Origin of the sequence: Methylobacterium cerastii (assembly GCF_022179125.1) — a bacterium.
In the GTDB taxonomy this organism is placed as follows: Bacteria; Pseudomonadota; Alphaproteobacteria; order Rhizobiales; family Beijerinckiaceae; genus Methylobacterium; species Methylobacterium cerastii.
In genome coordinates this window covers 12,461-25,261 of sequence record NZ_BPQG01000007.1, presented here as the reverse complement: position 1 = coordinate 25,261, position 12,801 = coordinate 12,461, and the positions used below count along the sequence as shown (strand labels likewise).

The following is a 12,801-nucleotide window of genomic DNA, read 5'->3' as shown; positions in this document are numbered from 1 at the left end:
CATGACACAGACCTTCAGCTCCACCGGCCACGACAGCTTCGTCGGCACCCCCCGCAACCGCGTCGACGGACCGGCCAAGGTGACGGGCCTGGCCAAGTACGCCGGCGAATTCACCGCCGCCGACCTCGCCCATGGCTACGTGGTGTCGAGCGCGATCGCGCGCGGCCGCATCAGCGCGATCGACACCGCCGCCGCCGAAGCCGTGCCCGGCGTCATCAAGGTGCTCACGCACGAGAATCGCTCGCGCACCGCTTGGCTCGACTACAATTACCAGGACGCGGTGGCGCCCCCCGGCTCGCCGTTCCGCGCGCTCTACGACGACAAGATCGCCTTCAGCGGCCAGCCGGTCGCCCTCGTCGTGGCCGAGGATTTCGAGACCGCACGGCACGCGGCCACCCTGGTGAAGGTCGCCTACGAGGCCGAGGAGCCCAAGACCTCCGCCGACGCGGTCCGCGCCTTCGCCTACGACCCGCCGAAGAAGCGCGCCGGCATCAAGCCGCCGCCTAAGCCCTGGGGCGACGCCGACGCCGCCTACGACGCCGCGCCGATCAAGCTGCAGAACGAGTACCGGCTCGCGGTCGAGCACCACAACCCGATGGAGCCCCACGCCTCCACCGTCGTCTACGAGGGCGACGGCAAGTACACGGTCTACGACAAGGTCCAGGGCGTCTCGAACAGCCACAACTACCTCGCGGCGGTGTTCGGCCTGAAGAAGGACGACGTGCGGGTGCTCAACCCGTATCTCGGCGGCGGCTTCGGCTCGGGCCTGCGCCCGCAATACCAGCTCTTCCTGGCGATGCTGGCCGCCCGCGACCTAGAGCGCTCGGTGCGGGTGGTCCTGACCCGCGACCAGATGTGGTCGTTCACCTACCGTCCGGACGCGATCCAGACCGTGTCGCTCGGCTCAGGCGAGGACGGGCAGCTGCAGGCGCTGCGCCACGACGCGATCGGCGTGACCTCGCATTACGAGGATTACCAAGAGGTCGTCGTCAACTGGTCGGGCGTGCTCTACAAGTGCGACAACGTCGCGCTGACGTACAAGATCGCCCAGCTCGACACGGCCTCGCCCGGCGACATGCGTGCGCCCGGCGCGGTCACCGGCGTCTTCGCCATCGAGACCGCGATGGACGAGCTGGCGCACGAGGCCGGCCTCGACCCGATCGCATTGCGCCTGCGCAACTTCTCCGAGGCCGACGCGACCTCCGAGGACAAGCCGTTCGGCTCGAAGGCGCTGAAGGCCTGCTTCACGCAGGGCGCCGAACGCTTCGGCTGGGCCAAGCGCACGCCTGCGCCGCGCTCGATGCGCGAGGGTCACGAGCTCGTCGGCTGGGGCATGGCCACCGGCGTGTGGGAATCGATGATGCAGCAATCGAGCGCCCACGCCATCCTGAGCGCGGACGGCAAGCTCGAGGTCGGCAACTCCACCGGCGACATCGGCACCGGCACCTATACGATCCTCACCCAGATCGCCGCCGACACCCTCGGCCTGCCGATGGAGGACGTGACGACCAAGCTCGGTGACACGCGGCTCCCCGAGGCGCCGGTCGCGGGCGGCTCGTGGACCGCAGCCTCCTCCGGCACCGCGGTGATGAAGGCCTGCCGCAACGTCGGCGAACAGGTGTTCAAGCTCGCCCGCGCCATGGAGGGTTCGCCGCTCGCCAACGTCGACTTCGACCGCGTCTCCTTCGCGAACGGGCGCATCGCGGTGGCGGGCGACGATAGCCGCAGCGTCGCCCTGGTCGACGTGCTGAAGGCCGCCGGCGTCGAGACGGTGGAGGCGACCGAATCCGCTGGTCCCGACAAGGATTTCGCCAGCCAGTACGAGGCCTACACCCACTCGGCCGTCTTCGTAGAGGTCCGGGTCGACGAGGAGCTCGGCCAGATCCGCCTCACCCGCGTCGTCTCGGCGGTGGCGGCCGGCAAGATCCTCAATCCCAAGACCGCGCGCAGCCAGATCCTCGGCGGCGTGGTGATGGGCATCGGCTCGGCGTTGCACGAGGAATCGATGATGGACCACCGCCTCGGCCGGTTCATGAACCACAACCTCGGCGAGTATCACGTGCCGGCCAACGCCGACATCTACGACATCGACGTGATCTTCGTGGACGAGGAGGACAAGGCCAACCCGCTCGGGGTGAAGGGCCTCGGCGAAATCGGCATCGTCGGCACCGCCGCGGCGGTGGCCAACGCGGTGTTCCACGCCACCGGAAAGCGCATCCGCCACCTGCCGATCACCATCGACAAGGTGCTCGGATAGTGCGCCCCACACTTGCGCGTTCGAACCTGGAACCTCGCTTGCACGCCGCCGGACCGTGATGGGGCCGGCGGCGTTCGTCGTGCTTGCCGGCTTCTTGCATGCCGGCTGCCCGATGACAGACGCGGTGCCAGACGCTAGCGCTTGGGTGCACGCCTGCCCGGGATCGGCAACAGAATGAACCTCCTCCTCGTCTTCCTCGGCGCCGGCCTCGGCGGCGTCGCGCGCTACGGCGTCAGCGCAGCCTCCCTGCGGCTCGGCTCGGATTTCCCCTACGGCACCATGGCGATCAACGTCGTCGGCTCGGTGCTGATGGGGCTGTTCACCGGGTGGTTCGCCCTGCGCGGCGGCGGGCAGCCGCTGCGGTTGTTCATCGCCACCGGCGTGCTCGGCGGCTTCACCACCTTCTCCTCGTATTCCCTGGAAGCCGTGCTTCTGCTGGAGCGGGGTCAGACCGCGGCGGCAGCGGTCTACATCGTCGGCTCGGTGGCGCTCGGCCTCGCAGGCTTGTTCGCCGGCCTGCTGCTGATGCGCGCGATCCTGTGACGGGCCGGCCCTCGTGATGGCGACGCTGATCCAGTCATCGATCCAGTCTTGGCGCTTCTGGGCCCTGCTCTCGGCGGCCTTCGCCGCGCTTACCGCGATCCTGGCCAAGGTCGGCGTCGCGGGCGTGCCCTCGGATGTCGCGACCCTCGTCCGCACGGTGGTGATCCTGGCGCTCACCGCGGCCATCGTGGTCGTCACCGGCCAGGCCGCCGACTTGGCCCGGATCCCGGGGCGGAGCGCGGTCTTCCTCGTCTTGTCGGGCCTCGCCACCGGTGCTTCGTGGCTTTGCTACTTCCGCGCCCTGTCCCTCGGCGACGCCGCCCGCGTCGCGCCGATCGACAAGCTCAGCGTCGTCCTGGTCGCGCTCTTCGGCGCGACCCTGCTCGGCGAGACGCTGAGCCCGCTGAACTGGCTCGGCGTCGCGCTGATCGCCGCCGGCGCGGTGCTCGTGGCCGTCGGAGCGTGATGGCAGGCGTCTACTGTGGAATGATTTCAAATATAAAATTGGAGATAGACGGCTGAAGACTGGAATTACAACGTTTCCAATATTTGATGGATTGCTTGATCATCGCTTTGCGACCCTGCTAGACGGTCTATCGACGCTGTCGGATCGTCTGCATTCAGGCGGCGGCATCGGCGAATGCACGGATGCTGGAGGCCGGAATGAGACGGGTGATGGACCTGATCGATACCTGCGTGACGGTGGCTTGGTGGGACGGCTCCTGCCTCGGCCTGCGCCTGCACCGCCTGCCGGACCTGATCGACCGCGTCGCGTCGGCGCCGCAGCGGGTCCGCCGCACCGGAGCCCGCGCATGATCCCGGAATCCCAAAGCTGCCGCCGCGACGAGACCCGCGGGCAGGCGGCGATCGAGCAGGCGCTCGCGCGCGCGTTCTGGCAGGCCCTCGACGGGCAGGGCCTGCCGGTGATGGCCGCCCTCGAAGCCGCCTCGCGGACCGTCGGCGCGCTCTACGGGCAGATCGCGGCGGCGCACGGGGCGGGCACGACCTGCGCCTGCGGCTGGGTGCCGGACCCGGACGGCGACCTGATCGTGCTCGAAGCGCATCTGGCCGCCGCCATTCTGCAGCCGCGCGCGCGCGACCTCGCGCGGATGGAGGCCGCCGGCAGCGCCTGACGGGACGGGCGGCCCGCCCCGCCCGGTCCTTGCGCCGCCTCGCGAGCGGGCGGACGTTACCGCTCGCTTAACCCGGCCGCGCGATCATTCCGCACCGCATGCGCGGTGGGAGTTCGGGCGATGGACGCAATCTACCACAGCCTCGAGACGTCGCTGCTGGCGTTCGGCTTCGCCCTGAGCGTCGCCGCCTTCGCCCTGCTGGCAAGCCCGCCTGCTGCGAGCCCCCGCTTCCTGCGCCCGCCCTTCGCGGACGCCTCCGCCGGCTCGATCCTCCTGCCGATGCTCACGGTCGACGTTCCTCGAAACGCGAACTGAGACGTCCGCTCGCGCGACTTCACCCGGCATTTTCGCGCGCCGGGGCATGCGCTCGGAACGGCAGGGACATGCCGGATTCATGGGGGACCGTCGCGCACGCTTGCGCTATCAGCCTCGAAAGCCTCTGATCGGCGCTGCGACTACGCGGCGGTGTCGCCGACGGCCCTGAGCGGGTACTTACCGCTCCCCGGCCGTGGCACGCACGCCCCGTGAATCGCCGCACCGCGTCACCGTCGCCTCAACGAGCAAGCCGGCTGTCCGACATGATTCCTGAGCCCGCCCTGGCAAACTCCACCCCCCTGGAGCGCGACGCGCATCTGGTCTCCACCGACCACAAGGTCGCCCCGGGCGAGATCGCCGCCGGCGTCGTGATCGGTCGTGCCTCGGAATACTTCGACTTCTTCGTCTACGGCATCGCCTCGGTGCTGGTGTTCCCGAAGGTGTTCTTCTCGTTCGAGCCGGATGCGCTCACCGCGACGCTGTACTCCTTCGCGGTGTTCGCGCTGGCCTTCGTCGCCCGGCCGATCGGCTCGGTGATCTTCATGGCCGTCGACCGGCGGCACGGGCGCGGCGTGAAGCTGACGATCGCCCTGTTCATGCTCGGCGGTGCCACCGCGGCGGTGAGCTTCCTGCCGAGCTACGCCAGCATCGGCTACGCCTCGATCTGGCTGCTCGCCGGCCTGCGCATCCTCCAGGGCCTCGCGCTCGGCGGCGCCTGGGACGGCCTCGCCTCGTTGCTGGCGCTGAACGCCCCGCGCGAGCGCCGCGGCTGGTTCGCGATGATTCCCCAGCTCGGCGCGCCGCTCGGCTTCATCGTCGCCAGCGCCCTGTTCTCGTTCTTCCTCGTGAACCTCGACTCCGCCGACTTCCTCGATTGGGGCTGGCGCTTCCCGTTCTACTGCGCCTTCACCATCAACGTCGTGGCCCTGTTCGCCCGCCTGCGTCTGGTCGCCACCGACGAGTTCGTCCGGCTGATGGAGAAGGGCAAGCTCGAGCCGGTGCCGGTGTCCGAGGTGGTGCGCCATCACGCCCTCGACGTGTGGATCGGCGCCTTCGTGCCGCTCGCCGCCTTCGCGCTGTTCCACCTCGTCACGATCTTCCCGATCAGCTGGCTGACCCTGTTCACCGACCGCTCGCCCGGCGAGTTCCTGATCGTGCAATGCTCGGGCGCCATCGTCTGCGCCGGCGCGGTCGCGGCCTCCGGGCTGATCGCCGACCAGATCGGCCGCCGCAACGCGCTGCTGCTCAGCTCCGGCCTGATCGCCGCCTTCGCGCTGGGCAGCATCGTCGCGCCGCTGGTGTTCGGCGACAGCGCCATCGGCCAGACCATGTACGTCACGGTCGGCTTCATGCTGATGGGCCTCGCCTACGGGCAGACCGCCGGCGCGGTGACGGCGCGCCTCGGCGCGCGCTACCGCTACACCGGCGCGGCGCTCACCTCGGATCTGGCGTGGCTGTTCGGCGCAGGCTTCGCTCCGCTGGTCGTCCTCTGGCTCTCGTCCCGCTACGGGCTGTGGATGGTCGGCCTCTACCTGCTCTCGGGTGCGGCGGCATCGCTCCTTGCCCTGACCCTCGACCGTTCCGAGATGCGGCAGATGTAGTCGGGACACCCGCGTCGTCACTCACCCCGTCCCGATGCATGATCGCGCCGAACGGCCCCCGGGCCCGCCGGCCAGGCAAACCGAGTTGATCACCGTGGCACGTTCCGCCTCACGTCCCCGTCCTCCGGCCCGCACCGCCGCCCGGCTTCTGCGCGGCTTCTGCGCGGTCTCGCTCTCCGGGCTGCTCGCCGGCTGCAACCTCGTGGTGATGCAGCCCTCGGGCGACGTCGCCCTGCAGCAGCGCAACCTCGTCCTCGCCTCGGTCGGGCTGATGCTGCTGATCGTGCTTCCGGTGATCGCGCTGACCCTGCTCTTCGCCTGGCGCTACCGGGCGACCAACGAGTCCGCCCCCTACGATCCGGACTGGCACCACTCGACCCAGCTCGAGGTGGTGATCTGGACCGCGCCGCTTCTCATCATCATCGCGCTCGGCGCGCTCACCTGGATCAGCACCCATACCCTCGACCCGTTCCGGGCGCTCCGGCGCATCGACGCCACCCGTCCCGTGGCGGCCGGCGTGAAGCCGCTCACCGTCGAGGTCGTCGCGCTCGATTGGAAGTGGCTGTTCTTCTATCCCGAATACGGGATCGCCACCGTCAACGAGCTCGCCGCCCCCGTCGACCGGCCGATCGACTTCAAGATCACCGCCTCCTCGGTGATGAACGCCTTCTACGTCCCGGCGCTGGCCGGCATGATCTACGCGATGCCTGGCATGCAGACGCAGCTCCACGCGGTGATCAACAAGCCGGGTGAGTATGCCGGCTTGTCCTCGCACTACAGCGGCACCGGCTTCTCGCGGATGACGTTCAAGTTCCACGGCCTCGACGATGCCGGCTTCGACGCCTGGATCGCCAAGGCGAAGGCGCAAGGAAGCGAGCTCAGCCGCGAGGACTACCTCAAGCTCGAGAAGCCGAGCGAGGCCGAGCCGGTCAAGTACTACAAGTCCGTCGCCGACGGGCTGTTCGACACGATCCTCAACATGTGCGCCGTGCCGGGCAAGATGTGCATGAGCGAGATGATGACGATCGACGCCAAGGGCGGCGCCGGCAAGGATTCCACCGAGAACCGCGAGCGCCTGCGCTACGACAACCGCCACATCGAGCAGGGCGACGAGGCGCCGGGCTCCACCGCCCCGGCCTCCGGCCGCACCCCGCACGGCCAGGAGCAGCCGCAGGGCATGAAGCCGGACGGCAACAACCCGCACGTCCACGAAAACGGAACGAAACCCGAGAACCAGATGCCGGCGCCGGAGCGGGACTCGATCGCCCCGTCGCAGCTCAACAACAAGTAGGACCGGCGCCTCGCCGCCGCACCACCCTCAACGGATCGAACCCATGTTCTCCAATCCGGATCTCCAGAAGCTCGTCTTCGGACGGCTCTCCCTGGAAGACATCCCCTACCACGAGCCGATTCTGCAGGTGACCTTCGCCATGGTGGCGCTCGGCGGCCTCGTCGTCCTCGGCGCGATCACCTACTACCGCTTCTGGGGCCCGCTGTGGCGGGACTGGCTGACCTCGGTCGACCACAAGAAGATCGGCGTGATGTACATCGTGCTGGCCTTCGTGATGCTGCTCCGCGGCTTCGCCGACGCGCTCATGATGCGCGCCCAGCAGGCGGTGGCGTTCGGCGCCAACGAGGGCTACCTGCCGCCGCACCACTACGACCAGATCTTCACGGCGCACGGCGTGATCATGATCTTCTTCGTGGCGATGCCGTTCGTCACCGGCCTGATGAACTACGTCGTGCCGCTGCAGATCGGCGCCCGCGACGTGGCCTTCCCGTTCCTCAACAACTTCTCGTTCTGGATGACGGTCTCGGGCGCCATGACGGTCATGGCCTCGCTGTTCGTCGGCGAGTTCGCCCGCACCGGGTGGCTCGCCTACCCGCCGCTCTCGGGCGCGGACATGAGCCCGGGCGTCGGCGTCGACTACTACATCTGGGCGCTGCAGATCGCCGGCATCGGCACGCTGCTGTCGGGCATCAACCTGATCGCGACCATCGTGAAGATGCGCGCGCCGGGCATGACCATGATGAAGCTTCCGATCTTCGTCTGGACCTCGCTCTGCACCAACGTGCTGATCACGGCGGCCTTCCCGATCCTCACCGCCGTCCTCGCCCTGCTGTCGATGGACCGCTACGTCGGCACGCACTTCTTCACGAACGACCTCGGCGGCAACCCGATGATGTACTTCAACCTCATCTGGATCTGGGGCCACCCGGAGGTCTACATCCTCATCCTGCCGGCCTTCGGCATCTTCTCGGAGGTCACCTCGACCTTCTCCGGCAAGCGCCTGTTCGGCTACGCCTCGATGGTCTACGCCACGGTGGTCATCACCATCCTGTCGTACTTGGTCTGGCTGCACCACTTCTTCACGATGGGCTCGGGCGCCGACGTGAACTCGTTCTTCGGCATCACGACGATGATCATCTCGATCCCGACGGGTGCGAAGATCTTCAACTGGCTGTTCACGATGTATCGCGGCCGCATCCGGTTCGAGCTGCCGATGATGTGGACCGTGAGCTTCATGGTCACCTTCACCATCGGCGGCATGACCGGCGTGCTGCTCGCCGTGCCCCCGGCCGACTTCGTGCTGCACAACTCGCTGTTCCTGATCGCGCACTTCCACAACGTGATCATCGGCGGCGTGCTGTTCGGGATGTTCGCCGGCGTGACCTACTGGTTCCCGAAGGCCTTCGGGTTCAAGCTCGACCCGTTCTGGGGGAAGATGTCGTTCTGGTTCTGGACGGTGGGCTTCTACTTCGCCTTCATGCCGCTCTACGTGCTCGGCCTGATGGGCGTGACGCGCCGCGCCAACCACTTCGACGACCCGTCCCTTCAGATCTGGTTCGTCGTCGCCGCCTTCGGCGCGGTGCTGATCCTGCTCGGCATCCTGTCGATGATCGTGCAGTTCGTGGTCTCGATCCGAAACCGCGAGGCGCTGCGCGACCTCACCGGCGACCCGTGGAACGGCCGGACCCTCGAATGGTCCACCGCCTCGCCGCCGCCGGACTACAACTTCGCCTTCACCCCGGTGATCCACGACCTTGACGCGTGGTCCGACATGAAGAAGCGCGGCTACGCACGGCCGGTGGAGGGCTACCGGGCGATCCACATGCCGAAGAACACCGCCACCGGCGTGATCCTCGGCGTGGTCTCGATCGGCTTCTCGTTCGCGATGATCTGGTACATCTGGTGGCTCGCCGCGGCGACCTTCGCGACGATGTTCCTGGTCACCGTGATCCACACCTTCAACTACAACCGCGACTTCTACATCCCCGCCGCCGACGTGGTACGGGCCGAAGGACAGCGTACGAGCGTGATGGCGGGGCGGGCCTGAGCCGATGATGCACACCGACACCGCCCCGCCGGGCGCCGAGGCACCGGCCTTCTACCTCGAGGAGGACCACGCCCACGAGTCGAGCACCATGCTCGGATTCTGGATGTACCTGATGAGCGATTGCCTCATCTTCGCGGTGCTGTTCGCCACCTACGGGGTGCTCGGCCGCAACTACGCGGCCGGGCCTTCGCCGCGAGACCTGTTCGAGCTGCCGCTGGTGGCGCTCAACACCTCGATGCTGCTCCTGTCCTCCATCACCTACGGCTTCGCAATGCTGGAGATGGAGAAGGACAACCTCAAGACGATGCAGCTCTGGCTGGCCATCACCGGCCTGTTCGGCGCTTGCTTCATCGGCATCGAGCTCTACGAGTTCGCCCACCTGATCCACGAGGGCGCGACGCCGCAGCGCTCGGCCTTCCTGTCCTCGTTCTTCGCCCTCGTCGGCACCCACGGCCTGCACGTGTCGCTCGGTATCGTCTGGCTGATCGTGCTGATGGTGCAGACCGCCCAGAAGGGGCTGATCGTCGAGAACAAGCGCAGGCTGATGTGCCTGTCGATGTTCTGGCACTTCCTCGACGTGGTCTGGATCGGCGTGTTCACCTTCGTGTACCTGATGGGAGTGCTGCAGTGAGTCTAGCGACGGGGGCGGGCACCCACGCCGAGCCGCACGGCCACGGCCACGACGCGCATGGTCCCGGGACCGGCGCGCACGGGTCGTTCCGCAGCTACATGACCGGTTTCGTGCTCTCGGTGATCCTCACCGCGATCCCGTTCTGGCTGGTGATGAGCGACGTGCTCGGCAACGCCGTGCACACCACCTTGATCATCATGGCCTTCGCGGTGGTGCAGATCGTGGTCCACATGATCTACTTCCTGCACATGAACACGAAGTCGGAAGGGGGATGGACCATCCTCGCCCTGATCTTCACGCTGACCCTCGTCGTGATCACGCTGACCGGCTCGATCTGGGTGATGTATCACCTGAACAACAACATGATGCCGGCCTCCCCGCACGACTTGATGCACCACAAGCCCTGAGGACGATCCGCCTCGGCCGGGCGGCCTTCAACCTTGCGAGCGCGCTGGCGGTCACGGGGCTCGTCGCCCTCGGGATCTGGCAGGTCGAGCGCCGGACCTGGAAACTCGACCTCATCGCCCGCGTCGAGGCGCGGGTGAGCGCGGCGCCGACGCCTGCCCCGGGACCCGCAGCCTGGCCCTCGGTCACCGAGGCGTCCGACGCCTACCGGCACGTGCGGGTGTCGGGCCGCTTCCGCCACGAATCCACGACGCTGGTCCAGGCCGTGACGGCGCTCGGCGGTGGGTTCTGGGTTCTGACCCCGCTGGTCTCCGAGGGCTTCACGGTCCTAGTGAACCGCGGCTTCGTCCCGTCCGACCGCCGCGACCCGGCGGGCTGGCGCCGGCCCGAGGGCGAGGTCGTGGTCACCGGGTTGCTGCGGCTGACCGAACCCGGCGGCGCGTTCCTCCGCAGCAACGCGCCGCCCGAGAATCGCTGGTACTCGCGCGACGTCGCGGTCATCGCATCGGCCCGCGGGCTGTCCGACGTGGCGCCGTACTTCATCGATGCGGATGCCGGGCCGGAGGGCGGCCTCCCGGTCGGCGGCCTGACGGTGGTGGCCTTCCACAACAACCACCTCGTCTACGCGCTGACCTGGTTCACCCTCGCCGCGATGATGCTAGGCGCGGCGATCTACGTGAATGGGGAGCGGCGGCGGTAGCGACGCACGTTCGTCGGCTGCTGCGAAGTTGTGGTGCTGTCCCTTCCCGGCAAACCTACCGAATTCACACATCGCCGCTGCTGTCGATCCGCTCTGCGCGCATCCCCTCGCCCCGCCTGCGGGGAGAGGGCATTGCCGACCTCGTCGTCGGCAAAGCGAGGCGGCGGCCGACGGTGAGGGGGCGACGCCGGAGGAGGCTCTTCCGCATACTCCCCCTCACCGTCGCTTCGGCTTCGCCGCCGCTCCCCGGCTGCACGACGGGGTGCAGCCGAGCCTCTCCCCGCCCGCGGGGAGAGGGGAAGCCGCGCCTCCCTCGGGATGCGCGGCGAGCTGTGTGAATACGGTCTCTGGCAGCACGTGGAAGGAACACCAACGGGCGCCCGAACGCGTCGCGTGCGTTCGGCAAGCGATGCCCCGATCAGCCGGCGTCGGCCCTGGGGGTCAGCTTCAGGATGCGGCCGTCCGCGCCGTCGGTGACAGCGTAGACCGCGCCGTCCGGTCCGACGCGGACGTCGCGGATGCGGGCATCGAGGGGCACGCGCTCCTCGGTGACGACCTTGTCGCCGTCGCGCTTCAGCACCACGATCCCCTCGCTGACGAGGCCGCCGACGAGGAAGTCGTCCTTCCAGGCGGGGAAGAGCGTGCCGGTGTAGAGCGCCATGCCGGAGGGGCCGATCACCGGGTCCCAGTAGTAGACTGGCTGCACCGTGCCGGCGGCCTGGGTCACGCCCTCGCCGAGCGGCTCGCCGGAATACTCGATGCCGTAGGTCGCCACCGGCCAGCCGTAGTTGAGGCCGGGGCGCGGCCGGTTCAGCTCGTCGCCGCCGCGGGGGCCGTGCTCCACGGTCCAGAGCCGGCCCTGCCCGTCGAGGGCCGCGGCCTGGACGTTGCGGTGGCCGTAGGACCAGATCTCGGGCTTGGCCTTGTCGCTGCCGTAGAACGGGTTGTCCTTGGGGGCTTGGCCCTCGGCGTCGATGCGGAAGACCTTGCCGAGGCCGCTCGACAGGTCCTGCGCCTGCCCGCGCGTCGCCTTGTCGGAGCGCTCGCCCACCGTGACGAACAGCATGCCGTCGGGCGCGAAGACGAGGCGCGAGCCGAAGTGCTTGTCGCCGTCGTAGGTCGGCATCTGCCGGAACACGACCTTCACGTCGTCGAGCCTGCCCCCGCCCTTGCCGTCCTGGAGGAGCTTGGCCTTCGCCACGGTCGTGCCGTTGCCCTTGCCGCGGGGCTCGCTGAAGCTGAAGAACACCTGCCCGTCGGTGGCGAAGGTCGGCCCGAGCACGATATCGAGCAGGCCGCCCTGGCCGCGGGCGTCGACCTTCGGCACGCCGGAAATGGCCGGGCCGACGGTACCGTCCTTCGCGACGATGCGGATCTTGCCCGCCTTCTCGGTGACGATCATCCGGCCGTCCGGCAGGAACTCCATCGCCCACGGGCTCGCGAGGCCCTTGGCCACCGTGGCGACGTCCACCTTCACGGCCTCGGCGGGTTTCGGGGCACGGGTCTGGTTCGGCAGCAGCGGCTTGTAGGCGGTGTTCGGCGCGGCAGTCTCGGCGGGCGCGTCGCCGGCGGTCTTGGCCGCGGGCACGCTGAAGGCATCGCCCTCGATGCGCGACGGCCGCGGGGCGGCGCTCTCCTCGCCGAATGCGACCGGTGCGAGCGCGACCGCCGCCACGGTGGCGAGCGTGAGGGAACGGAAGCGCGGCACCTGCAAAAATCCTGTCACCGTCGAGAATCCTCCTGGATCGGGTCCAAACGCCCGGGCGGCGGATACGGACCGTCGCCCGGGCGTTCCGACTCACATGGGGCGGGGCCTCCACCAAAGCGAGCGCGCGGGGACCCGGCCCCCGTCGCACGGCGCTTCGTGTGCGATTCGTC

13 protein-coding genes are annotated in these 12,801 nt (G+C 68.6%); 12 read left to right on the top strand and 1 reads right to left on the bottom strand.

What is annotated here, in order from left to right:
• Position 1: 1 nt before the first annotated feature.
• The 12 genes from MFF13_RS03570 to MFF13_RS03515 all read left to right on the top strand — a co-directional run bounded on the left by MFF13_RS03570 (position 2) and on the right by MFF13_RS03515 (position 10,923).
• Positions 2–2,257 carry a xanthine dehydrogenase family protein molybdopterin-binding subunit gene (locus MFF13_RS03570; RefSeq protein WP_147830703.1) on the top strand — a complete coding sequence of 752 codons (2,256 nt, stop codon included), beginning with the start codon at positions 2–4 and terminating at the stop codon, positions 2,255–2,257.
• A gap of 174 nt (positions 2,258–2,431) precedes the next feature.
• The gene (gene crcB, locus MFF13_RS03565) at positions 2,432–2,800 is read left to right on the top strand and encodes a fluoride efflux transporter CrcB (protein WP_147830701.1); all 369 of its coding nucleotides are present in this window, start codon (positions 2,432–2,434) and stop codon (positions 2,798–2,800) included.
• 16 nt (positions 2,801–2,816) lie between these two features.
• Positions 2,817–3,266: an EamA family transporter gene (locus MFF13_RS03560; protein WP_373322479.1), complete on the top strand. Its 450-nt coding sequence runs from the start codon at positions 2,817–2,819 to the stop codon at positions 3,264–3,266.
• 209 nt (positions 3,267–3,475) lie between these two features.
• Positions 3,476–3,616 (top strand): hypothetical protein, encoded by a 141-nt coding sequence (locus MFF13_RS03555; RefSeq protein ID WP_187273716.1) that lies wholly within the window; start codon positions 3,476–3,478, stop codon positions 3,614–3,616.
• Positions 3,613–3,933 carry a hypothetical protein gene (locus tag MFF13_RS03550; protein ID WP_238270884.1) on the top strand — a complete coding sequence of 107 codons (321 nt, stop codon included), beginning with the start codon at positions 3,613–3,615 and terminating at the stop codon, positions 3,931–3,933. Before MFF13_RS03555 ends, MFF13_RS03550 begins: the two co-directional genes overlap by 4 nt.
• A 120-nt stretch (positions 3,934–4,053) precedes the next feature.
• Positions 4,054–4,248, top strand: coding sequence for a hypothetical protein (locus MFF13_RS03545; RefSeq protein ID WP_147751850.1), 195 nt, complete (start codon positions 4,054–4,056; stop codon positions 4,246–4,248).
• Positions 4,249–4,511: 263 nt separating this feature from the next.
• Entirely contained in the window at positions 4,512–5,849 is a 1,338-nt protein-coding gene (locus tag MFF13_RS03540; RefSeq protein WP_147751849.1) for an MFS transporter, read from the top strand.
• A gap of 94 nt (positions 5,850–5,943) precedes the next feature.
• Complete coding sequence (cyoA, locus tag MFF13_RS03535) at positions 5,944–7,140, top strand: ubiquinol oxidase subunit II (protein WP_373322478.1); 1,197 nt, start codon at positions 5,944–5,946, stop codon at positions 7,138–7,140.
• Positions 7,141–7,183: 43 nt separating this feature from the next.
• Positions 7,184–9,187, top strand: a complete 2,004-nt coding sequence (gene cyoB / locus MFF13_RS03530; RefSeq protein WP_147761725.1) for a cytochrome o ubiquinol oxidase subunit I — start codon at positions 7,184–7,186, stop codon at positions 9,185–9,187.
• A gap of 4 nt (positions 9,188–9,191) precedes the next feature.
• On the top strand, positions 9,192–9,818 hold the full coding sequence (gene cyoC, locus MFF13_RS03525) for a cytochrome o ubiquinol oxidase subunit III (RefSeq protein ID WP_147751846.1): 627 nt from the start codon (positions 9,192–9,194) through the stop codon (positions 9,816–9,818).
• Positions 9,815–10,225, top strand: a complete 411-nt coding sequence (cyoD, locus tag MFF13_RS03520; protein WP_147751845.1) for a cytochrome o ubiquinol oxidase subunit IV — start codon at positions 9,815–9,817, stop codon at positions 10,223–10,225. The genes cyoC and cyoD overlap by 4 nt, the downstream gene beginning before the upstream one ends.
• Positions 10,222–10,923 carry an SURF1 family protein gene (locus tag MFF13_RS03515; protein ID WP_187273720.1) on the top strand — a complete coding sequence of 234 codons (702 nt, stop codon included), beginning with the start codon at positions 10,222–10,224 and terminating at the stop codon, positions 10,921–10,923. Before cyoD ends, MFF13_RS03515 begins: the two co-directional genes overlap by 4 nt.
• A gap of 418 nt (positions 10,924–11,341) precedes the next feature.
• Here MFF13_RS03515 and MFF13_RS03510 read toward each other — a convergent pair whose 3' ends face one another.
• Positions 11,342–12,631 carry a PQQ-dependent sugar dehydrogenase gene (locus MFF13_RS03510; RefSeq protein ID WP_147830697.1) on the bottom strand — a complete coding sequence of 430 codons (1,290 nt, stop codon included), beginning with the start codon at positions 12,629–12,631 and terminating at the stop codon, positions 11,342–11,344.
• Positions 12,632–12,801 lie beyond the last annotated feature (170 nt).